This is a genomic window from Bifidobacterium asteroides (assembly GCF_019469425.1).
In the GTDB taxonomy this organism is placed as follows: domain Bacteria; phylum Actinomycetota; class Actinomycetes; order Actinomycetales; family Bifidobacteriaceae; genus Bombiscardovia; species Bombiscardovia asteroides_I.
The window spans coordinates 1,792,455-1,813,550 of the sequence record NZ_CP048272.1 but is presented as its reverse complement, the minus strand read 5'-3'; the positions used below and the strand labels follow the sequence as shown (position 1 = coordinate 1,813,550).

The 21,096-nt window shown below is 60.8% G+C and carries 19 protein-coding genes and 3 tRNA genes; 17 read left to right on the top strand and 5 right to left on the bottom strand.

From position 1 onward, the window contains the following. Window positions 1-2 precede the first annotated feature (2 nt). Window positions 3-3,713 carry a helicase gene (locus GYM67_RS07570; RefSeq protein WP_258561479.1) on the top strand — a complete coding sequence of 1,237 codons (3,711 nt, stop codon included), beginning with the start codon at window positions 3-5 and terminating at the stop codon, window positions 3,711-3,713. Beyond that, entirely contained in the window at window positions 3,713-3,946 is a 234-nt protein-coding gene (locus tag GYM67_RS07565) for a hypothetical protein (protein WP_220236297.1), read from the top strand. The genes GYM67_RS07570 and GYM67_RS07565 overlap by 1 nt, the downstream gene beginning before the upstream one ends. 9 nt (window positions 3,947-3,955) lie before the next feature. Here GYM67_RS07565 and GYM67_RS07560 read toward each other — a convergent pair whose 3' ends face one another. The 4 genes from GYM67_RS07560 to GYM67_RS07550 form a co-directional block, all read right to left on the bottom strand. After that, a complete protein-coding gene (locus GYM67_RS07560) occupies window positions 3,956-4,366 on the bottom strand; it encodes an MscL family protein (protein WP_396019991.1) in 411 nt (136 codons plus the stop codon). After that, on the bottom strand, window positions 4,260-5,426 hold the full coding sequence (locus tag GYM67_RS09430) for an SAF domain-containing protein (RefSeq protein ID WP_396020008.1): 1,167 nt from the start codon (window positions 5,424-5,426) through the stop codon (window positions 4,260-4,262). The genes GYM67_RS07560 and GYM67_RS09430 overlap by 107 nt, the downstream gene beginning before the upstream one ends. A gap of 76 nt (window positions 5,427-5,502) precedes the next feature. Then, window positions 5,503-5,718, bottom strand: a complete 216-nt coding sequence (locus tag GYM67_RS07555; protein WP_220236295.1) for an FmdB family zinc ribbon protein — start codon at window positions 5,716-5,718, stop codon at window positions 5,503-5,505. Window positions 5,719-5,819: 101 nt separating this feature from the next. Beyond that, the gene (locus GYM67_RS07550) at window positions 5,820-6,497 is read right to left on the bottom strand and encodes a 5-formyltetrahydrofolate cyclo-ligase (protein ID WP_220236294.1); all 678 of its coding nucleotides are present in this window, start codon (window positions 6,495-6,497) and stop codon (window positions 5,820-5,822) included. A gap of 79 nt (window positions 6,498-6,576) precedes the next feature. Here GYM67_RS07550 and GYM67_RS07545 point away from each other — a divergent pair, with 79 nt between their 5' ends. The 13 genes from GYM67_RS07545 (at window position 6,577) to rpmG (ending at window position 16,748) form a co-directional block, all read left to right on the top strand. Beyond that, on the top strand, window positions 6,577-7,230 hold the full coding sequence (locus tag GYM67_RS07545) for a GNAT family N-acetyltransferase (protein WP_220236293.1): 654 nt from the start codon (window positions 6,577-6,579) through the stop codon (window positions 7,228-7,230). A gap of 76 nt (window positions 7,231-7,306) precedes the next feature. Next, window positions 7,307-8,758: a hypothetical protein gene (locus GYM67_RS07540; protein ID WP_220236292.1), complete on the top strand. Its 1,452-nt coding sequence runs from the start codon at window positions 7,307-7,309 to the stop codon at window positions 8,756-8,758. 177 nt (window positions 8,759-8,935) lie between these two features. Continuing rightward, window positions 8,936-9,229 carry a co-chaperone GroES gene (groES, locus tag GYM67_RS07535; protein ID WP_015022393.1) on the top strand — a complete coding sequence of 98 codons (294 nt, stop codon included), beginning with the start codon at window positions 8,936-8,938 and terminating at the stop codon, window positions 9,227-9,229. A gap of 119 nt (window positions 9,230-9,348) precedes the next feature. After that, window positions 9,349-10,407 carry a histidinol-phosphate transaminase gene (locus GYM67_RS07530; RefSeq protein WP_220237460.1) on the top strand — a complete coding sequence of 353 codons (1,059 nt, stop codon included), beginning with the start codon at window positions 9,349-9,351 and terminating at the stop codon, window positions 10,405-10,407. A 177-nt stretch (window positions 10,408-10,584) separates the two neighbouring features. Then, a complete protein-coding gene (gene nrdI / locus GYM67_RS07525) occupies window positions 10,585-11,073 on the top strand; it encodes a class Ib ribonucleoside-diphosphate reductase assembly flavoprotein NrdI (protein ID WP_220236291.1) in 489 nt (162 codons plus the stop codon). A 65-nt stretch (window positions 11,074-11,138) separates the two neighbouring features. Continuing rightward, window positions 11,139-12,134 carry a class 1b ribonucleoside-diphosphate reductase subunit beta gene (nrdF, locus tag GYM67_RS07520; protein ID WP_258561608.1) on the top strand — a complete coding sequence of 332 codons (996 nt, stop codon included), beginning with the start codon at window positions 11,139-11,141 and terminating at the stop codon, window positions 12,132-12,134. Window positions 12,135-12,308: 174 nt separating this feature from the next. Continuing rightward, window positions 12,309-12,806 carry a class Ib ribonucleoside-diphosphate reductase assembly flavoprotein NrdI gene (gene nrdI, locus GYM67_RS07515; RefSeq protein WP_220236290.1) on the top strand — a complete coding sequence of 166 codons (498 nt, stop codon included), beginning with the start codon at window positions 12,309-12,311 and terminating at the stop codon, window positions 12,804-12,806. A 51-nt stretch (window positions 12,807-12,857) separates the two neighbouring features. Continuing rightward, entirely contained in the window at window positions 12,858-15,053 is a 2,196-nt protein-coding gene (gene nrdE, locus GYM67_RS07510) for a class 1b ribonucleoside-diphosphate reductase subunit alpha (protein WP_220236289.1), read from the top strand. Between the two features lie 136 nt (window positions 15,054-15,189). Continuing rightward, the gene (gene nrdF, locus GYM67_RS07505) at window positions 15,190-16,185 is read left to right on the top strand and encodes a class 1b ribonucleoside-diphosphate reductase subunit beta (protein ID WP_220236288.1); all 996 of its coding nucleotides are present in this window, start codon (window positions 15,190-15,192) and stop codon (window positions 16,183-16,185) included. A gap of 116 nt (window positions 16,186-16,301) precedes the next feature. Further along, window positions 16,302-16,383, top strand: a tRNA-Tyr gene (locus GYM67_RS07500). 1 nt (window position 16,384) lies between these two features. Beyond that, window positions 16,385-16,456 (top strand) — tRNA-Thr (locus tag GYM67_RS07495). A 4-nt stretch (window positions 16,457-16,460) separates the two neighbouring features. Then, window positions 16,461-16,534: transfer RNA gene (locus GYM67_RS07490), tRNA-Met, on the top strand. Between the two features lie 46 nt (window positions 16,535-16,580). Then, on the top strand, window positions 16,581-16,748 hold the full coding sequence (gene rpmG / locus GYM67_RS07485) for a 50S ribosomal protein L33 (protein WP_015022386.1): 168 nt from the start codon (window positions 16,581-16,583) through the stop codon (window positions 16,746-16,748). A 134-nt stretch (window positions 16,749-16,882) separates the two neighbouring features. On the opposite strand, the gene GYM67_RS07480 is transcribed toward rpmG, so the two are convergent. Beyond that, on the bottom strand, window positions 16,883-18,214 hold the full coding sequence (locus GYM67_RS07480) for an O-acetylhomoserine aminocarboxypropyltransferase/cysteine synthase family protein (protein WP_220236287.1): 1,332 nt from the start codon (window positions 18,212-18,214) through the stop codon (window positions 16,883-16,885). Between the two features lie 328 nt (window positions 18,215-18,542). On the opposite strand from GYM67_RS07480, the gene GYM67_RS07475 reads away from it, so the two are divergent. Both GYM67_RS07475 and GYM67_RS07470 read left to right on the top strand, forming a co-directional pair. Then, window positions 18,543-19,775, top strand: a complete 1,233-nt coding sequence (locus GYM67_RS07475; protein WP_220236286.1) for an FAD-binding protein — start codon at window positions 18,543-18,545, stop codon at window positions 19,773-19,775. Window positions 19,776-20,014: 239 nt separating this feature from the next. Next, window positions 20,015-21,019, top strand: coding sequence for a sugar kinase (locus tag GYM67_RS07470; RefSeq protein WP_220236285.1), 1,005 nt, complete (start codon window positions 20,015-20,017; stop codon window positions 21,017-21,019). Window positions 21,020-21,096: the final 77 nt, after the last annotated feature.

Below are 21,096 nucleotides of genomic sequence, written 5' to 3'. Positions count from 1 at the left end.
GGATGAGCGAGACGGTAATGAGCACCGGGGGATCGGAAGAGGACAAACGGGCTGAAGATGCACAGGCGTCAACGGCTGGCTCTTCCTCCGACCGCACGGCAGAAGAGGTCAAGGCCCCGTTGACTCCACTGGAGCGAATCCGGGGATGGCGCCAGGACTATCAGAACCAGGTGGGTCTGACCCCCTTGGAGAATGTGTCGCAACTGGCGGCGCAGATGGATCTGACGCATGCGCATCCTTCAGGCATCGCCCAGCTCTTCGCCAGCGGCCAGGTCCATCTGGATGCGCTCTTCCGCGACCGCGGCATGCTGCGTGCGGCCCACCGGCGAATGGAGCGGGTTCTGGACGATCAGGCTGCCAAGGAGCGTGCCAGCGGTTTCGCCCAGCTCTCCATGGTGGTGGGGGTGGCTGCCTGGCAGGGGCGTGACATGCCCGTACTGCTCTATCCCGTGCGTATCGACGAGAGCACGCAGGGGGCTTCCAGGGCATCCATCAGATTCACAGGCAAAGTGGATCTTAATCCCGCCTTGATCTCGGCCATGCGTGAGCGGGGCATCACCCTGGATCCGGACCGTCTGTTTTCTGCCTCCCACTATCAGGGCGGCACCCCCGAAACTTCGTCCCTGTTCAAGGACATGACGGCCCTGATCACGCCGCATATCAGCGACTTCGCTATTGAACGGAAAATCGTTCTGGGATGCTTCATCGAGCCATCGGCCCAGCTGCTGGGCGAAAGCCTTCGGATTCTGGACCGGATGACCGCCGGGTCCACCGGCAACGATCTGCTGGATGCCTTGGCTGGCGACCAGGCAGCTTCTGAGCGGCTCAAGGGCGGACCTGTGCCCGACTACAGCCCCTTCGATGCAGACCCTCACAGCGAGTTCGAGGCCGGGGATGTGGACAACCGGGTCCGTTATGCCGCCCAGCTGGTGGCGACCGGGCACAGTGTGCTTGTGGATGAACAGACCGGCCGCCACAGCGCCGACGATGCCTTGGCCGTTGCCTCGCGCTGTGTCACTGCTGGAAGAACCGTGCTCTATGTGCCCTGCGTGGTGGAGGAGAAGCGACGCTTCCAGCATCGTCTGGATGCCGCCGGGATGGCGGACATGGCTCTTGACCTGACTGACGATCAGCTTGGCCGGATCCTGGACCAGCGGCTGATCGATGCAGTGGGGTTCAAACCAGGCAAGGCCAGCGAACACTTCGATCAGGTGGCTGACGAGCTTGTAGGCGTCCGCTCCCGGCTGACCCGTTACCTGGGTGATCTGCATGGGGTGGATTCCAGCTGGGGGGTTTCGGCCTACCAGACCATTCAGAATCTGGCCAACATTGCCAATATGCCTACGCACCCTGCCACCCGTGTCCGTCTGGGCGCGGCCACGGCCCACAACCTGCAGCCCGAGCTGGATGCCTGGGCAGACAAGCTGGAGAGGGCTGCCGAGCTGGGCGAATTCGTCATTGGCCCCCAGGACACGCCTTGGTTCGGGGCCACCCTGGTCAACGAGAACGAAGCCGTGGACGCATACTCCCGTGTGGTTCGCCTCCTGCAGCGGCTTCTGCCGGACACCCGCGAACAAGTCAAATCCACTGTGGAGACCTGCGGATTCCCCGTGCCGGCCACCGTCAAGGATTGGGGACGGCAGGTGGTGGTCCTCAAGAACCTGCGCCGGGTTCTGGACGTCTTCCAGCCTTCCATCTTCGAGCGTGACATTCCTGCCATGATCGAGGCCACCAAGTCCAAGGCCGATCGCAAGGCCAATGGCACCAATCTGGGATTCTGGGAACGCCGACGTCTGGTCAAGGAGGCCAAGAGCCTGCTCAGGCCCGGTGCCCAGGTCGAGGATCTGCATGAGTCGCTGGTGGTGGTCTCCAAGCAGGCTGAGCAATGGCGGACCTTCGTCCCCCACGGCGGCTGGCCGGTCCTGCCACCGAAGCTGGACGTCATCATCGACACTCAGGAATCCCTGATCCGCGACATGACGGCTCTGGACACCGTCCTGGCTTCGACTCCGGCTGGAGGCGATCTGGAGACCATGGACTTGAACAAGGTAGAGGAGCGGCTCAAGGCGCTCTTTGACGACCATACAGCCCTGGATACCCTGCCTGAGCGCTGCGCCCTAGAGGGCGAATTCAACAAGGCAGGGCTGCAGGACCTGGTCCAGGACCTGCGCAACCGCCAGGTCGAGGGCAAGGCGGTGCGGGCCGAGCTGCAGCTGGCCTGGTGGACCACGGTCTTCGACGACATCATGCGCTCCTCGCAGATCATCTCCAACCAGGACGGTTCCGCCCTGTCCAACGCGGCCGACCGCTTCAGTCAAGTGGATGCCCAGCACGTGGCCAGCGTTGGGCCCATGGTTGCCCAGGAGAGCGAAAAGCGCCTGTCTGAGCTGCTCTTCTCCCGCACCCAGGAGGCCAATCAGCTGCACACCATGCTGGCCGGCAACCCTGGTGCCTCCCTTGCGGTCTTCCAGCAGGCCCACCCCGGCATCCTGTCGGCGGCCAAGCCCATCATCATCGCGACTCCGGCCACGCTGGCGACCAGGACTAATCCGACACAGCTGGCCGACACGGTCATCATTGATGCTGGAGCCCACATGCCTTCCATCCAGGTGCTGACCGTGCTGGCTCGTGCCCGGCAGGTGGCAGTCATCGCCCACCGGCCTACCATCACCTCGGATGGCCTCTTGCAGCTGGTGGACCACCTGGTCCCGGTCACCGTCAAAGCCCGGCCCTCGCGCCGTTCGATTCGGTTGGATGCCTTCCTGAAGGATCATGGCTATGGGGATCTGTCGGCGCCTGTCCCCGATTGCCTGGAGCCTGGCAGGGTAACCCTGACCAGGGTAGAGGGCGCTGGCGTCCCTGTCATGGCCACTGGGCTGGTCGAGTCCAGTCAACAGGAGGTGGCTGCCGTTGTCGATATGCTCAAACGCAAGGCCGGATCCTTCTCCCTGGTGCCGAACAGTTATCTGCTGACTGTAGTCACCCTGTCGGCAGCCCACCGCTCCAGGCTGGGCGCCGAGCTCAAGTCGGCAGCGGCCAAGGACAGGGTTTTCGCCAGGTTCCTGCGGCATGTACGGATAGTCGGCATTGACGAAGTCTGCGGCGCCCGGGCTACAGACGTGATCCTTACTCTTGGCTTTGCCAAGACCACCCACGGCCGTCTTCTTCAGCAGTTCGGTGATCTGGAGGGCGAAGGGGGCAAGGGCATGCTGTTGGATGCTCTGGTCCTGCCGGATCGGAATCTGGATATCGTCGCGGCATTCTCGGCTGATGACCTGGAGGACGATCGCATTCACCAGCCCGGGCCGCGTCTGCTCAAGGATCTGTTGACCTGGGTTGAGCATCCCGACGCTGAATCTGCCCGGCCCGAGCAAGCCGAACAGTCTGCCAATGTGCTCTTCAGGGATCTGGCCCAGCGGCTGCGGACACGGGGACTGGATGTGGCCTTGGATTATGGGTACGACCAGGCGCCCCGAATTCCTCTGGTGGTGGGGCTCAAGAACAAGCCCTATGCTCTGGCCGTGCTGACCGACGATGCCGAGTTCATGCACACCCAGTCCACCCGGGAGCGCCACCGGTTCACCACCGAGGACTTGCAGTATCTGGGCTGGTCGGTCATGACCGTCTGGAGCGTTTCGGCCTTTGTCAACCCCGACAAGGAAGCCGACAGGATAGTCGCCCGTCTTGCCGATATCTACCAGCAGGCGCGTTGATGGAAGACGATCAGCTGGACTGCGGAAATCAGTCCGGTGGGCCTGCAGCTCCGCGTCGGCGTCGCCATCGGCGGGTGGTTCGTCCGGGCAAGGAACGGTTCGATGTTGATGGCACAGAGGAGGATCCCCAGGACCGGGTCTGCAAGCAGGATCGCCTTGACGAGGAAGATCGAAGGATTCTGGGCGAGCTGCCGCCTCACTGGGGGCTCTTCCCTAATGAGCGCGGCGACTGACTGTCGGTCCTAGTCCTGACTCTTGGGCAGTCCGGTTCCAGCCTGTTGGTTGTCTGCGTTCGTTGACTGGTGGATGTCATCGGCGATCTGGCGTAGCAGCTGCAGGCTCTGGTCCTGGGGACTGGGAGCGTTGGGCTGGTCCTTGATGCCCGAGGCCGCCCGGCTCAGCTGCCGCAGCTTGTTGATGGGCATGATGATGCAGAAGTAGACGGCGATGGCGATCAAGAGGAAGTTGAGCAGTGCCGTCAGAATGGCGCCGAAGGAGATGGTAGCGTTCCGATAGGTGATGGTCAGGAGTCCGGACAGGTCTGGTTTACCGAAGATCATGGCGATCAGGGGGCTGATCAGATTGTTGACGATGGCGTTGACCACGCTGGTCACCGCTGAACCCATAACCACGCCCACGGCCATATCCACCATGGATCCACGCGAGATGAACTGCTTGAATTCGCCCAGCACGCCCTTGTTGCTGATCTGCGAGATTTTGTGGACTGCTTCGGCGGTATCCTTGGCCGCCACCTGGTTGATCGAGGCCATTCTGCATCCTTCCGTGGTTGATATGAGGCATAGAGCGCCCATGCCTGCTGCTTCCACCTCCATTATCGCGGGCCCAGGATTGTTTCGGTTTTCCGACATGGCTGGAGGGTGTCGATGCAGAAGTTCTGTCGGGTCGGATGGCAATGACCGGGGTGGATGGATCCAGAGATAACAAGAGCAGAGCCTGACTGGCATCCAGGGCGAAGACGGCCTGGGACCCTTGCCGGACCTGGCTGCCCTCCCGTCCTTCAAGATCGGATCGATCCCTGGCGATGGTCTGTGCCGGTTGTAGAGCCAGTGCTTGCTCGGCTATCATGCAGCGTCCGCCGCCTGGGGCCTGCCCGGGAGCCGGTGTCTGCAGGCCGTTGACTTGCTGGACATGGGGAAACTCAGATTCCCCGTCAGCGCCAGGCTGATCTCGCGCGGAGGAGGGCGGCAGAGAACTCGGCTGCGCAGAATGCGTGCCGGCACCGGCTGGGCAGTCTCCCGAGGCCAGCAAATTCACCTTGTCGCCAGCCTGCAGGTCCCCTGGATCGTCGGCCAGGCGGATGGTCACCGGAGTGGTCCCGGGTGGCTGTGACGGTCTGACGCTGATCATTGCCGTGGTCAGCGGTTGCCCCGTGTGGAGGCTGATCATCAGCCGCCGCCCACGTACTTGCCCAAATGAGGACATCAGGCCGGGGAGCCGTTCCCTGCCATGCAGGATTCGCGTTTCAACCATGCCAGGCTCGATGGCTGATCCCCGTGCAATAGGCCGCGAGGCGACCAGTATAGACAGGCGGCCCTGGGCCTGGACCAGGATCTGCAGGGCGCAGAAGACTGCCAGCCCCAATGCCAAGGCAGCTCCCACACGTCGCAGCTTAAAAAGCCGCCGTCGGCGGGTCAGGGGACCAGCGGCAGCCGAGGGCTTGTCCTTATTGGTAAAGATAGAAAAATCGACCATGCCCCCAGCCTGCCAGGATCTTGGCTGACCCATGGGTCCACATGGTCGATGTGGTCGAATGTGCCTTTCGGTCTACTTACTTGCCGCTTGTGGAGCTTGTAGAGGAGGAAGATGAGACTCCGTCGGTCCGGTAGAAACCATGGCCCTTGAACTCGATGGGCACTGCGGAGAAGACCTTGCGGACCTGCTGCTGCCCGCACTTGGGGCAGATGGTGATTGGCTCGTCGTCGAAAGACTGCTCCTTGGTAAAGTCGTATCCGCAGTTCTTGCAACGATAATGATAGGTGGGCACCGTTCTTTCCCTCCGCTGATGGTCGGTTCGCGCGACGATTGGTTCAACACCCAATATCCTAGTGGTGGCTTCGACCAGAAGAATCGGCACCGGGCCTCTCGTCAATCTTGTTCGTCACCATTATGGTCCCCTCTGGGCCTTCGTGACAGACCTGCGGCTGTGAGCGTGAAACCTTCGGGCGTCAGGACGGCATCCACAGGAAGATCATGGTTCAGATGGGGCAAAGGGACTTCCACGAATTCGCCGGGCCAGCAGATGCCCACCACTGGAGTTTGTTCTGCTCGCAGCTCCAAAGCCCTGTCATACCAGCCTCCGCCCCGACCCAGACGAATGCCGGCATGGTCGATGGCCAGTGCAGGCACCAGGATCAGATCGGCCTGATTCAAGGCCTGCGCTGGCAGGGCTGGCATATCGGGTTCGTCCGGCCGCCAGCCGGGAATCCGCTTCATGTCATTCAGATCCTGCTCTGATTGCAGGCGTCCCCAACCTATTTGGGTGCCCGTGCCAAGCATGGGGACGAGCACTTGGTAGCCCCGGCCCAGCAGGAGGTTCAGGCTTGGGTCCATGGCTATCTCCCCCCGAATGGAGGAAAAAGCAGCCACGGTCAGGCTCTGGTCGCTGCGGGAGCGCTCGACCTTGGCAAGCAGTCGGCCGGTCAGCAGACCAGCCAGCTTGTGGCCTGCGTCACGGCATTGGGCTGGGTCGATGCGCCGTCGGGCTTCAAGCAGCCGGCCACGCCAATCCTGCTTGTCCTTATCGATGCGTTCCTGCTCGTTCATGCCCTCAGTTCTACCAGCATGGGCTCTCCCTAATGGACGCATGCCTGCCTCCATGGCCGTTTGGTGAGAACATGGAGTCATGTCGGTTCTGCACACCTTCCGCCAAGTCTGGCAGGGTTCCCGAGCCCGTTCGGACCATGCCCTGGATCTGCCTGATCGTCTGACTTCGCCCCCAGGACATGGGGACTTCCTGCTGAGGCCCATCCGCGAGGGTGACCAGGCAGCCTGGAACGCGGTCCGATGGAGGAATCGCGATTGGCTAGCCCCGTGGGAATCAGGGGATCCCAGCCACGGACCCGGCATGACCTATGCCCAGTGGATGCAGGAGTTGGATCGTTCCCGGCAGGAGGGCACTTCAGCGGTCTTTCTTATGGAGTTTCATCAGAGCATCGTTGGGCAGATTTCTCTAGGCGCCATCCGCTATGGGTCCATGCGCACAGCGACAGTGGGCTACTGGGTGGACCAGGATTGGATCGGTCACGGATTCGCGCCCCTGGCCCTGGCCATGCTGGCGAACTGGGCTTTCAGAGACGGGAGGGGACCCCATCTGCACCGTCTGGAGGTGGCAATTCTGCCTGAGAACCAGCGATCCCTGCGTGTAGTCCAAAAGCTGGGCATGGAGCCGGAGGGGCTGCGCCGCAGCTACATGTACGTAAACGGGCAGTGGCGGGACCACCTGACCTTTGCCTGGATTGGCGACCAATTCGATCCCGATCTGCCGGCTCGTCTATGAGACTCTGGGGCGGACATGGTCGACACGCTGGGTTTGACTTGCTGTTTGGGGCATACCGTCAACTAACGTAGTACTTATGGTTTATGAATCACTCAGCAGCATCGTGGTTTTGGTGATTGCGGTGATTCTGGTGCTGGGTTGGCTGCCGTTTCGCACCGTCAAGGGTATGAAGCGGGCCTCGGAGCATCGCCAGGACAGGCTTTCCACCTCCCTGCACATGGTGGGGCGGGAAGACGGCATGAGGTTCTGCGACAGGCAGTCGAGGACGGTGAAAGGGTTGGTCATGCAGCAAGGGCAGCAGGATGGCAACCGGCGCAGTCAGGCCCAGCGCATCAAGCAGATCAGACAGTTGCGCCGCGCGGCCATACGCCGTCGTCGCATCCTGGTCCTTGTCCTCTTGGCTGTCACCCTGCTGGTGGCTGGGCTCTCTTTCTCCTTGGGCTACAGCCCATGGTTCACTTTGATTCCTCTGGCGTTGGTGATAGTGGTGTTGGCCGCCGGCGCGCATGCTTCAGCCCAGGCTCGTGCCTGGGAGCGAAATTTAGCCCAGCGGCGTGCCCGGCAGCGTCGTCAGCAGGTGGCCAGTCTGACTAAGAGCAAGACCGCCAGCAAGCCCGTGCAGACCAAGAATGAGGGTCGCACGGAAACTGCTACGGATGTACTTGACCAGGATGAGATTCGTCGGACGTTGACCCAGGCTAAGGCTGATCAACAGGCAGCCCTCAAGGCCAGACGGCACAATGCTGCCAAGCCTGTCAAGCCGGCTGCCGACAGCAGCAAGGCCAAGGGTTCGGCCGGGTCCCTCACGTCGACCGAGAAGGCCGCTGCCAAGACCGGGCATACGTCGAACAGGCCATCCGTCGCCGAGAAGGCCTCTGAACGGACCCCGGCCAAACAAGCAGCTTCTGGGCCGACGGCTTCCAAACCGGCAACCACCAAGTCTTCAAAGGCCCAAAAGACTGCCTCCAAGCCCGCAGCGCCTAAATCATCAGTGGACAAGTCCTCGGCATCCAAGCCTGCAATCCACTCGGCTTCCCCGCAGTCGACGCCTGCTCAATCCGCCATTGCCCATACAGACAAGTCCGGATCGGCCTCTGCGTCTGCTGGCAAAAAGCGTCCATCTTCGTCGTCTTTGGCTAAGGCCCAGGACGACGCCACCAATGAGCTCGAGCGCATCAGCCCTTCTCCGGCCTTGGATGCCTTCGGCACGGCGGCTGGACAGGATCTGATCTCCTTCTCCTTGGGATCGGCCCGTGACGAGGGATCAGGCAAGGACGGCAAGAACAGCGAAGACGAGGCTCCTCACAGCCTGGAGATCAAGTCCACCCGTCAGGTCTCCGTGGCCCGTCCTCCCGAAAAGAAGCAGCCAGGTCAGAAGAAGGCTCATAAGAAGGCCGATGGCCGACCCGACGACTTCCACAAGCGGGAGATGCAGGCCCAGGTCGAGGCGCCCGATCGCAGCGAGGACTCCCTGTCCATCGGCGTGGAGGCTATATTGGCCCGGCGTCGTCCGACAGCCAAGTCCTGAGGACAAATCGGCGAACCTTCTTTCACCACTAGCGTTAGCACTCAAGTTGGCAGAGTGCTAATTTCGCGCTACTATGACTTGTAGCGCAAAGGAATGCGTGGTGAGTGTTCGTCAGCCTCTCATCGACGTTCCGGCGTGGGTTCATTGGCTGTTCTCACAAGATGTAGGAGGTCCACAGTGTCGATTTCACTCACACCGTTGGAAGACAAGATCGTCATCAAGCAGGCTGAGGCGGAGACCAAGACCGCTTCCGGGTTGGTCATCCCCGATACCGCCAAGGAGAAGCCCCAGCAGGGCGAGGTGCTGGCTGCAGGCCCCGGCCGTCGCGACGACAAGGGCGAGCGCATCCCCATGGATGTCAAGGTTGGCGACAAGGTTCTGTACTCCAAGTACGGCGGCACCGAGGTCAACTATGGCGGCGAGGACTACCTGATCGTGTCCGCGCGCGACGTTCTGGCCATCCTCAAGTAAAGAGGCGGTGATAGTGGCCCCTGGTCCTGCGCAAGGACCAGGGGCCATTCGCGTCTTGTCGGGACCGTGCAGCGGAACAGATGCCCCAGGGACATATGGCGGCCACTAGCATGGTGCCCATGTACTATCGTCATCGCGTCAGCATTGATTCCCTGCCCGGATACCGGCAGGGCAGCCCTGCACCAGCCGTTCCCGGGTTGACCAGCTACAAGATCTCCAGCAATGAGAACCCATACCCGCCCCTGCCAGGCGTGCTCCAGACCATCTCCGAGCAGGCCCTGGGCCACCTGAACCGCTATCCGGACATGCATGGTACCCGTCTGGTGGAGCGGCTGGCCAAGCTGCACGGGGTGGAGCCAGCATGCATTCAGCTGGGATGCGGGTCCACGGAGGTCATCACCCAGCTGGTTGACCTGGTGGCTGGTCATGGCGATCAGGTGGTCTACCCCTGGCGCAGTTTCGAGGCCTATCCCATCATCATCACCATGGCCGGCGCCACCGGGGTGCCCGTGCCTCTGGATAGGCAGGGACGCCATGACATCGAGGCCATGATCGCCGCGGTCAACGACCACACCAGATTGGTCATTGTCAACAACCCCAACAATCCGACTGCGACCAGCGTCGATCTGCCGGTGCTCTTTGACGAGGCGTATGTACAGTTCAATGACGACCCTGATAGAGCCGACGGTTTGTCGCTCATGCGTGAGCATCCCAATGTGATAGCGGCCCGGACTTTCTCCAAGGCCTATGGACTGGCCGGTCTGCGGATCGGATACGCCGTGGCTGCCGAGCCGATCATTGCCGGCATGAACAAGGTGGCCCTGCCCTTCGGCGTCACCGATGTGGCCCAGACGGCGGCAATGGCCAGCCTGGACGCACAGGATCGCCTGGCCGAACGGGTCCAGGCACTCAAGCAGGAACGGGCCAGAATCCTGGCTGGTTTGCAAGAGCAAGGGTGGAGGATCCCTGAACCTCGCGCCAACTACTACTGGCTGCCTCTGGGCCAGGCCGCCGCGCAGGCTGATCAGCGTTTCCGTGACGTAGGCCTGTCGGTCAGAACCTTCCCTGGCGAGGGCGTTCGCATCACTGTGGGGGAGCGGGAGGCCAACGACCGGGTTCTGGAGGTATGCGCCGACCTGCGTCGACAGGGTTTGCCGCAGGATCCGATTCCTGACTAAGGTCGCAGTAACGCGAGCGTAAATGTAAATGCTTGACGTCTCAGTTCTTGTATGGAATGTCACAGCGGGGCCAATTATGCTCCTATGAACTTGTGTCGTCTTGGATGAACCTATATATTGTGGTCAGCTAGCCAAGTTAATCCAATATATAGTGTTTATCAAGGAGCAGCGGTCCCTATGCCCTTAGTAGATGTAGATCGGCATGATCCTCTGGGTGATGCCTCCAGGCTGGTGTATTTCTCCAGTGTCTCCAACAACACCCACCGCTTTGTGCAGCGGTTGGGCGTGGAGGAGCCTCTCCGTATCCCCCTGTACGAGCGGCGACAGCCCATGCTCGTCATGGATACGCCCTACCTTCTGCTGGTGCCCACCTATGGCGGCGGGTCAGCCAGGGGAGCCGTGCCCAAGCAGGTCATTCACTTCCTGAACAATCCGGTCAACCGCGGACTAATCCGCGGGGTGGTCACCTCGGGCAACAGGAACTTCGGCAGCGCCTATTGTGCAGCCGGACCGCAGATTGCCCTTCGGTGCGGCGTTCCTGAGCTCTATCGCTTCGAGCTCCTGGGCACTGCGGCGGACGTCCGGGCGGTAAGGGCCATTCTGGCCGGAATGGGAGTGCGGCTCCAACAGCAGTCGACTGATTCACGAAAGTCGGTTTTGTCATGAGCCGGCAGGAAGGCACGCAAGAAAGCGCCAAGTCAGAGGTCGGCGTCTACGCCGACGACGAGATGATGCGCCAATCCATCACCCCGCCCCAGTACCGAGTCACCCCTGAGGCCAGGATTCGCCCGGTCAACTGGAACAACGTCACCGACGAGAAGGATCTGGAGGTCTGGAACCGCCTGGTCTCCAACTTCTGGCTGCCTGAGAAGGTGCCCCTGTCCAACGACATCCCATCCTGGAACACGCTGACCGATCATGAGCGCCAGACCACGGTCCGCGTCTTCACCGGACTGACCATGCTGGACACCACCCAGGCCACCATCGGCGAGCTGGTGCAGATCGATCACGCCCGTACCGAGCAGGAGCAGGCCATCTATACCAACATCGCCTTCATGCAGTCGGTCCACGCTCGCTCCTATTCTTCGGTTTTCTCCACCCTTTGCTCCAGCGAGGAGATCGACAGGGCCTACCGGTGGGCTGTGGCCAACGACATCCTCCAGGAGCGCGTCCACACGGTCCTGCATGAGTATGTCAGCGAGGATCCCCTCAAGCGCAAGGTGGCCTCCACCATGCTCTCCTCTCTCATGCTCTATGCTGGCTTCTACCTGCCCCTCTACTTCTCCAGCCATGCCAGGCTGATGAACACGGCTGACATGATTCGGCTGATCCTGCGCGACAAGGCCATCCACGGCTATTACTCGGGCTACAAGTATCAGCGGGGTCTGGAGGAGAGGACCCAGGCTGACCAGGCCATGCTGGAGAAGTTCACCAATGATTTGCTGGATAAGCTCTACGACCTGGAGATGGTCTATTCAGGGCAGATCTATGAGGGATTCCCCTTTGTCGAGGATGTCTTCGCCTTCGTTCGCTACAATGCCAACAAGGCGCTGATGAACCTGGGCTACCCGGCCCGGTTCGCAGCCGGCCAGACCGATGTCAGCTCGGAGATCCTGGCGGCCCTGTCACCCTCTGCCAACGAGAACCATGATTTCTTCTCGGGCTCGGGCTCCTCCTACGTCATGGGGCACTCCGAGTCCACGGACGACGACGACTGGGACTTCTAGGCCAGTCGGAACCGGTGTGATATTGGGCACAGAAAACCCTATATATGCTCACCGTTTTCGATATCGATAGCACATATAGTAATTCAGGCTCGCGCTGGGCGGGTACTGATCGGTCCGTCCTCAGGGCGGGCATCACCGTCAAGACAGGCTCTGGTGGCCTGATCAGGAGGAAGCATGGAGCAACAGCAGACCGCCGGAATTGATTCGGAGCTCAGCGCTCCCGAGTTCGCCGCCCAGGGTCAGCGTCTGGGGGCCGTGGTCTACTTCTCGTCGGCCTCGCGCAATACCGCCCGGTTCATCGCCAACTGCCATTTGGATGACGAGGGGATCGACGTCTTCCGCATCCCCTTGAGGCCCAAGGACCCGCCGCTCAACATTCGCCAGCCCTACATCCTGATCGTCCCCACCTATGGGGGCGGATCAGCCAAGAAGGCGGTCATGCCGCAGATCAAGCGCTTCCTGAACGACCCAGCCAACCGGGCCGGCATCCGCGGGGTCATCGCCTCGGGCAACACCAACTTCGGGGAGGCCTTCTGCATGGCGGGAGACATCATCTCCCGCAAGTGCAATGTGCCATTCCTCTACTATTTCGAGCTCATGGGCACCAAAGAGGACCAAAACAAGGTCCGCCGCGGGGTCGTGGATTTCTTCCGCAACAACCCCGAGCCCTGAGCCAATTTCATTACGCATATCATCACCGCCATACTCATGAAAGGACACCCGATGGGAGCAAACGAGGATACATCCCTGGGCCTGGACAGGACCGCATCCGAGGATGAGGAGACCTTCGATCCGGCTCACGACTACCATGCCCTGAATGCCATGCTGAACCTGTACGACAAGGACGGAAGGATTCAATTCGACAAGGACCACGAGGCCGAGCGCCAGTACATGGACCGGCACGTAGGGCCCAACACCATGACCTTCCCCTCCACGGCCGAGCGGATCGCCTACCTCCTGGATCACGAGTACTACGATCGGAAAGTCTTTGAACGCTACGCCCCGGAGTTTCTGGACAAGATCTATAAGCATGCGGCCGAAAGCGGCTTCGAATTCGAGACCTTCCTGGGTGCCTTCAAGTTCTACACCTCTTATGCGCTGAAAACCTTCGACGGCAAGCGCTACCTGGAGGACTTCCCCCAGCGTTGTGTAGCCGTGGCCTTGGAGCTGGCCGACGGGGACGAGCAGGCCGCCATGAAGTACGCGGATGAGATCATCTCCGGCCGCTTCCAGCCCGCCACCCCCACCTTCCTGAACTTGGGCAAGGCCCAGCGCGGCGAGCCGGTCTCCTGCTTCCTGGTGCGTATAGAAGACAACATGGAGTCCATCTCCCGAGGGGTCAACGCGGCCCTGCAGCTGTCCAAGAGGGGCGGCGGCGTGGCCCTGCTGCTCAGCAATCTGCGCGAAATGGGCGCACCCATCAAGCACATCGAGAACCAGTCCAGCGGCGTGGTCCCGGTCATGAAGCTCCTGGAGGATTCCTTCTCCTACGCCAACCAGCTGGGCGCCCGCCAGGGTGCCGGCGCCGTCTACCTGTCGGCCCACCACCCTGACATCATGCGCTTCCTGGACACCAAGCGGGAGAACGCGGATGAGAAGATCCGCATCAAGTCCCTGGCCCTGGGCGTGGTCATCCCTGACATCACCTTCGAGCTGGCCAAACGCAAGGAGCCCATGGCCCTCTTCTCGCCTTATGATGTGGAGCGGGTCTACGGCAAGCCCTTCGCTGACATTCCCATCACTGAGCACTACGAGGAGATGGTCAAGGACAAGCGGATTCACAAGAAGTACATCGATGCCCGTGACTTCTTCATGACCCTGGCCGAGATTCAGTTCGAGTCCGGCTACCCCTACATCCTCTTCGAGGACACGGTCAACAAGGCCAACCCCATCGACGGCCGGATCACCATGTCCAACCTCTGCTCGGAGATCCTGCAGGTCCAGGAGCCCAGCACCTACTCCGAGAACCTGAACTACGACCATATCGGCCGTGACATCTCATGCAACCTGGGGTCCCTCAACATCGCCAAGGCCATGGACGGCGGCCTGGCCGACACGGTCGAAACCTCGGTGCGGGCCCTGACCTCCGTCTCTGACCATACCAACATCGAGGCCGTCCCCTCCATCAAGCGGGGCAACGACGAGGGCCATGCCATCGGCCTGGGTCAGATGAACCTCCACGGTTTCCTGGCCCGCGAGGGCATCCACTACGGATCCGAGGAGGGGCTGGACTTCACCGACATGTACTTCATGACCGTGGCCTACCACGCCTACAGGGCCTCTCATGCCCTGGCCGTGGAGCGAGGGAAGGCCTTCGCCTCCTTCGCCAAGTCCGATTATGCCAAGCCGGCAGGGCAGGGGAACTACTTCGACAAGTACACCGAGGGCAGCCGTTCCTTGGAGCCTAGGACCCAGCGGATCAAGGACCTCTTCGACCAGTACCGGGTCCATATCCCCACTGTGGAGGATTGGAAGGAACTCCAGGCGGCCATCCTCAAGGAGGGCATCTACAACCAGAACCTTCAGGCTGTCCCACCGACCGGGTCCATCTCCTACATCAACCACTCCACCAGCTCCATCCATCCGATTGCCTCCAAGATCGAGATCCGCAAGGAGGGCAAGATCGGGCGCGTCTACTACCCGGCTCCCTACATGACCAACGAGAACCTGGATTACTTTGAGGACGCCTACGAGATCGGCTGGAAGAAGATCGTGGACACCTACGCCGAGGCCACTCAGCATGTGGATCAGGGGCTCTCGCTGACCCTCTTCTTCCCTGACACGGCCACCACTCGCGACCTCAACAAGGCTCAGATTTACGCCTGGCGCAAGGGGATCAAGACCCTTTACTACATCAGGATCCGCCAACAGGCCCTGGAGGGCACCGAGGTCGAGGGCTGCGTCAGCTGCATGCTTTAAGGCACCTGTCCTAAGAGTCATATGCAGTCACCGGTCGCCACGTCCACGGGTCAGGTCCGTCCATGCGGTAGACTGACGGTCCTGTCGTGATCCGCGTCGCACTGTCGAACACTTATCCAACAAGGAGCAATCAACCATGGTCCCACCCATTTCCATTCCCCGGCAGCCGCTGAAGCTGATTGACCGGGTCTCCGCCATCAACTGGAACCGTCTGGAGGACGAGAAGGACCTTGAGGTCTGGGACCGTCTGACTGGCAACTTCTGGCTGCCCGAGAAAGTTCCCGTCAGCAATGACCTGCCCTCCTGGCAGGCCATGAGCGAGGAGGAGCACACCCTGACCATGCGGGTCTTCACCGGGCTGACCCTTCTGGACACCATCCAGGGGACTGTGGGCGCCGTCAGCCTGATTCCGGATGCGCTGACCCCCCATGAGGAGGCTGTTTACACCAATATCGCCTTCATGGAGTCGGTCCATGCCAAGTCCTACTCCTCCATCTTCTCCACCCTGGCTTCCACCCCTCAGATCGACGCTGCCTTCGAGTGGAGCGAACACAATGAGTTCCTCCAGCGCAAGGCCCAGATCGTTCTGGACTACTACGAGGGCGACAACCCCCTGAAGCGCAAGGTGGCCTCCACCCTGCTGGAGTCCTTCCTCTTCTACTCGGGCTTCTACCTGCCCATGTACTTCTCCAGCCATGCCAAGCTGACCAACACAGCCGATCTGATCCGCCTGATCATCCGTGACGAGGCCGTGCATGGCTACTACATCGGCTACAAGTACCAGAAGGGGCTGGCCAGGGTCTCCGACTCCGAGCGTCAGGCCATGAGCGACTACACCTACGAGCTCCTGGGTGACCTGTACGACAACGAGGTGGAATACACCGAGAGCCTGTACTCAGGGGTGGGCCTGGTGGAGGATGTCACCAAGTTCCTGCGTTACAACGGTAACAAGGCGCTGATGAACCTGGGTTATCCGGCCCTCTTCCCCTCGGACACCACCGACGTGAATCCGGCCATCATCGCATCGCTGAGCCCCAACGCCGACGAGAACCACGATTTCTTCTCCGGCTCGGGCTCCTCCTACGTCATGGGCAAGGCCGTGGAGACGGACGACGACGACTGGGATTTCTGACCCGTCCGTCCCGCTCTGACGTGGAAGACACGACGTTGGAGCGTGACTTGCGGAAAATGGAAAAACATGTCATTATAGGCAAGTTGCCGTACAGAGCTTCGGTTCTAGTGCGGCATGGCGGATTTCCCAAGCGGTCAAAGGGAGCTGACTGTAAATCAGCCGCGTAATGCTTCAGAGGTTCGAATCCTCTATCCGCCACGCCTCGGTAGCTCAGTGGCAGAGCACTTCCTTGGTAAGGAAGAGGTCGTGAGTCCGATTCTCACCCGAGGCTCTCTGGCGGGGTAGCTCAGCTGGCTAGAGCGTACGACTCATAATCGTAAGGTCAAGAGTTCGAGTCTCTTCCTCGCTACTGTGGCCGACATACGTCGGTCGTGCAACGACTATAGAGGTGAACCATGGCAAAAGCCGCAGATATCCGTCCTGGCATTACGCTGGCGTGCACCGTGTGCAAGGAGCGTAATTACATTACGACCAAGAACCGTCGTAACACTCCTGACCGTCTGGAGCTCAAGAAGTTCTGCCCCCGTTGTGGCAAGCATACCCTGCACCGGGAGACCCGCTGAGTTCTTCCCGTCCTTTGGCTTCATCGGAACCCGACCATTCGGCCGGGTTCTTTTTATACGCAGGCGCTTCCTCACGCAGATCTGCCTATATGCCTGCCGTGCATACGGGTTTTGCGATATTGGGGGCTCAGCCTTCAGAGATTGACCTGGTAGGCGGCCTCAAAGGCCTGATCCAGATCGGCGATCAGGTCCCCCGGGTCCTCCAGGCCCACGGAGATTCGAATCAGATCGTCGCCTACACCGGCGCTGAGGCGGTAGGGGCCTGGAACCTCCCTGTGGGTGATCCTGGCCGGGTCGACAATCAGAGTGCGACAGTCGCCGATATTGGGCATGTAGCTCATGAGATGCACTGAGTCTACGATGCGCTTGACCTGCTCATAGTCCCCTTGGACCTTGAAGGAGAGGATCGTGCCGACGCCCTTGGGCAGCAGGGTCGATGCCAGGCGGTCCTGCTGGTCCGCATAGCCCTGGTGGCGACCCTCGCGAATTCCCGAGTAGTTGACCTGCTCCACCTGGGGAATGGTCAGCAGGTGGCGGGCCAGGATTGCTGCAGTCTTTACCTCGGTGGCGACCCGCTGTGGCAGGGTCTCAAGGCCTGTCAGCTGCAGGTAGGCTGCGAAGGGGCTCATGACCGCCCCGAAGGTGTGCAGGTACTTGGTATGGACCCTGTGGAGGAAGGCCATCTTGCCGAAGGCATCCAGAAAGCTGACCATGGATCCGTGCCGCTCGTCGCTGATGATCAGTTCGGGCTGGCTCATCTGCGGGAAGCGGCCGTTGCCCCAGTCGAATCGGCCTGCATCCACGATGACCCCGCCCAGGGCGTTGCCATGGCCGCTGATTCCCTTGGTGGTCGAATGGACGACGATGTCGGCACCGAAGTCGATCGGGTTGAGCAGGTATGGCGTGGGCACCGTATTGTCGATGATCAGGGCCAGCCCATGCCGGTGGGCCAAGTCGGCCAGGCCGGGGATGTCGGCGATGGCTGTGGACGGATTGGCCACGGATTCGGCGAAGATGGCCCTGGTCTTGTCCTGGATCAGGGGTTCCACTGCATCAAGGTCGTTGATGTCGTCCACGAAATCCGTTTCGATGCCAAAGTTGGGGAAGAAAGTCTTCATGGCGTCCACCGAGGTTCCATAAAGATCGACCGGGGAAATTAGTCTCCCACCGCCCTCGGCGGCACACATGAGGGCTGACGATACAGCGGCCATCCCTGAGGCCATGGCCACGGCCCCCTTGCCCCCCTCCAGGCCAGCAAGGCGGTCCTCCAGGACCTTGACCGTGGGGTTGGCCAAGCGTGAGTAAGAGAACCCTTGAATTTCGCCGGCGGCCAGGGCGTCTCCCCGGTCGGCGGTGACCATGTCAAAGGCGGCCGACTGGTAGATGGGGACGCTGGCCGCGCCTCCGCCCTGTCCTTGACAGTCATAGCCGTTATGGACGGCTTTTGTCGCGAATCCTTTGCTCATGACGGCCCGCTCCTCTGAATGTGGCCTAGATGCTCGCGTGCTTCACGGATCATCAAACCCTTTTTCAGATGCTGAGACAACAGTGCCTCTATAGGCGTTCCTTATAAGGGGTTATTCACCCCCTGCCGTCCTTGTCGGTGCTACGGCTGACCGGGGCTAAATCAAGAGAACCTGCCCATGTGTGGCTCTGTATTTTGCTTTTGCCTGCCGTAATTCATCGAATCGAGCCAGTGGGTCGAGAAGGCGGATCAAGACAGCAGATCAGAGGGCCGGTAGGCTAGAAGGGCTCTAGATCAGCCCTGTCACCTGCGATGATACAGTGAAAGACATGTCAGAAGCAGCCACGGTCAACATCTCAACTCCGACATTTGCTGATATCACCACCATGGGCGTGGGAGGACGTATTGCGGCCTTTGTCCAGCCACATGACAGGGTCGGGCTGATCGAGGCTGTGGAGGGGGCGGATTCCAAGGGGCTGCCCCTCTGCCTGATTGGCGGGGGATCCAACCTGCTCGCCTCTGACCAGGACTTTCCTGGCGTAGTCGTGCGCGACACCCGTCAGGACATCAGCGTGCCTGACGAGGTGGCTCCGCCCGAGAGCGGCGTTCCCGTCGTTCACGTCAACGCTACGGCTGGGACCAACTGGGATGATCTGGTCTCCTACTGCGTGCGCATGCACCTGATCGGAATAGAGGGCCTATCCGGCATCCCCGGGACTGTCGGAGCCTCGGTGGTCCAGAACATCGGCGCCTACGGCCAGGAGGTCGGGCACCTTGTCGATTCGGTCGAGGTATGGGACCGTCAGGACAAGGTCACAGCCTATCTGCGGGCCTCTGACCTCGATTTCGGATACAGGACCTCCCTGCTCAAGCAGACCATGTACCAGGCGCCGGCTGTGCCCGAAGCACGGTTCTTCCCGACGCCCCGCTACGTGGTGCTTTCGGTCACCCTGGTTCTGCGACATGGGTCTGAAGTTCAGGTGGGTTCGGCCCAGCTTGCCAAGGCCCTGGGCGTGGAGCCAGGAGCAACGCTTCCCCTGGATCGGATTCGACAGGCGGTTCTGACCGTCAGAGCGGGCAAGGGGATGCTGGAGGATCCCTACCGGTACCTGACCGATTGGATGGGATCATGCCGTCGAACCTCCGACCTGGAAGAGGCTCTGGAGGCAGTCCAGGATGATCTTCACGGCCCCAGGGGCGAACGAGTGCTGCTTGACCGCCACAGCTGCGGGAGTTTCTTCACCAATCCGATCATCAGTCGTAAGGCCGCGGATGCCCTGCCATCGGATGCCCCACGTTATCCTGTCGAGGGCTCGGCATTGGTCAAGACCTCAGCGGCTTGGCTGATCGATCATTCGGGCTTTCACAAGGGCTTCGCTTTAAAGCAGGGGTCGGCAGCCGCCCTGTCCGATGTGCACACACTGGCCTTGACCAACCGGGGAGGCGCCGGCTCAGACGACATGGCAGCCTTGGCACATGCCATACAGAAAGGCGTGGATTCCACCTTTGGCATCCATCTGATTCCCGAACCTGTCACCCCGGGCATCGACTTGGCCTGGTAGCCCCTGCTCAAGGATCCGTTTCTTCTGACCCTCAGATCGATTCAAAGGTCTGAGGGTCTGTTTTTTACAAAGTGCATATCAAAAATGCCGGGACAAGCAACAGCTGGCAACATATTCCTCCGCCATCCCTCTATCACATAGCTTGAAAACATCAGAGGACGAATCGGACCGTCACCCGCGTTGACGCGGGTTGAAACAAACCTGTCGGATCCATCAGTCCTGGTTATGGAAGGAAAGGTATGGCGGTTTCCCACGACATAGCGGTCAGCGGCATCCGTCCTGGCAGCGTTCTCCTGGTTGGCGAGGGTATGGGGCTCTTCGCGGCTGGCGAGGAGGGACCCTGCAGTGAGGTCGGGTCCTTCAGCGCCTCGGTGGCAGGTGCGGAGCTCAACGTAGCCATCGGCCTGGAGCGGCTTGGCCAACATCCGGTCTATATGACTCGCATAGGCCAGGATCCGATAGGCGAACGAATCCTGTGCTTCATGCGGCAGAACAACCTGGACACCTCCTTGGTCGTCGAGGATGCCACTCGTTCCACTGGCTTTATGATGAAGTCCAAGGTAGAGCAGGGAGACCCCAAGACTTACTACTTTCGCAAGGGATCGGCGGCTTCAGCCCTGGGCCCGGCCGATGTCAAAGCCATCGACTGCAGCGGAATCTCGCTGATGCATATGACCGGAATCCTCCCGGCGCTTTCGGCAAGCACCCTGGAAGCCAGCAAAGCGCTGGTTGAGCTGTCACGGGCCAATCAGGTCTTCGTTTCCTTTGATCCCAACGAACGTCCGGCTCTCTGGAAGAGCGACAGACATATGAAGCAGACGCTCCTGTCCTTAAGCGCCAAGGCTGATCTGGTCCTTCCAGGCATTTCCGAGGGCAGGCATCTGTTCGGGCTGGACAGCGTCCACGATATCGGTCAGGCATTCATTGACAATGGCGCCCGTTATGCGGTGGTCAAGGACGGGCCCGATGGAGCCTACGCGACGGACGGTCATGATGGTGTCTACGTTCCGGGTTTCAAGGTTGATGCGGTGGTGGACACAGTCGGCGCCGGCGACGGTTTCGCGGCCGGCGTGTTGTCGGCTCTGCTTGAGGGTCGGCCCATGTCCGAAGCGTTGGAGCGTGGGTGTGCCGTCGGTGCCATGCAGACCCAGGTGGTATCCGACAACGAAGGCTTGCCTACAAAGGCCCGGTTGAATGACTTTATTGCCGGACGCCAGCGGGCTGCGGTCAGACAGGTTGGCTGAGCCGGTTTATCCGGGCGACGATCAGAAGCCCTCCATAGACAGGCGATGGATTCGATTCAACAAGTTCAATTCCACAA

Excerpts from the sequence above, each read along its gene's own strand:
- GYM67_RS07470 (WP_220236285.1), top strand. The coding sequence starts at position 20,015 with ATGGCGGTTTCCCACGACATAGCGGTCAGCGGCATCCGTCCTGGCAGC.
- nrdF (WP_220236288.1), top strand. The coding sequence starts at position 15,190 with ATGGTCCCACCCATTTCCATTCCCCGGCAGCCGCTGAAGCTGATTGAC.
- GYM67_RS07545 (WP_220236293.1), top strand. The coding sequence starts at position 6,577 with ATGTCGGTTCTGCACACCTTCCGCCAAGTCTGGCAGGGTTCCCGAGCC.
- nrdI (WP_220236290.1), top strand. The coding sequence starts at position 12,309 with ATGGAGCAACAGCAGACCGCCGGAATTGATTCGGAGCTCAGCGCTCCC.
- nrdF (WP_258561608.1), top strand. The coding sequence starts at position 11,139 with ATGCGCCAATCCATCACCCCGCCCCAGTACCGAGTCACCCCTGAGGCC.
- GYM67_RS07540 (WP_220236292.1), top strand. The coding sequence starts at position 7,307 with ATGGTTTATGAATCACTCAGCAGCATCGTGGTTTTGGTGATTGCGGTG.
- GYM67_RS07570 (WP_258561479.1), top strand. The coding sequence starts at position 3 with ATGAGCGAGACGGTAATGAGCACCGGGGGATCGGAAGAGGACAAACGG.
- GYM67_RS07530 (WP_220237460.1), top strand. The coding sequence starts at position 9,349 with ATGTACTATCGTCATCGCGTCAGCATTGATTCCCTGCCCGGATACCGG.
- GYM67_RS09430 (WP_396020008.1), bottom strand. The coding sequence starts at position 5,426 with ATGGTCGATTTTTCTATCTTTACCAATAAGGACAAGCCCTCGGCTGCC.
- nrdI (WP_220236291.1), top strand. The coding sequence starts at position 10,585 with ATGCCCTTAGTAGATGTAGATCGGCATGATCCTCTGGGTGATGCCTCC.
- nrdE (WP_220236289.1), top strand. The coding sequence starts at position 12,858 with ATGGGAGCAAACGAGGATACATCCCTGGGCCTGGACAGGACCGCATCC.
- GYM67_RS07475 (WP_220236286.1), top strand. The coding sequence starts at position 18,543 with ATGTCAGAAGCAGCCACGGTCAACATCTCAACTCCGACATTTGCTGAT.
- rpmG (WP_015022386.1), top strand. The coding sequence starts at position 16,581 with ATGGCAAAAGCCGCAGATATCCGTCCTGGCATTACGCTGGCGTGCACC.
- GYM67_RS07560 (WP_396019991.1), bottom strand. The coding sequence starts at position 4,366 with ATGGTGGATATGGCCGTGGGCGTGGTTATGGGTTCAGCGGTGACCAGC.
- GYM67_RS07480 (WP_220236287.1), bottom strand. The coding sequence starts at position 18,214 with ATGAGCAAAGGATTCGCGACAAAAGCCGTCCATAACGGCTATGACTGT.
- GYM67_RS07565 (WP_220236297.1), top strand. The coding sequence starts at position 3,713 with ATGGAAGACGATCAGCTGGACTGCGGAAATCAGTCCGGTGGGCCTGCA.
- GYM67_RS07550 (WP_220236294.1), bottom strand. The coding sequence starts at position 6,497 with ATGAACGAGCAGGAACGCATCGATAAGGACAAGCAGGATTGGCGTGGC.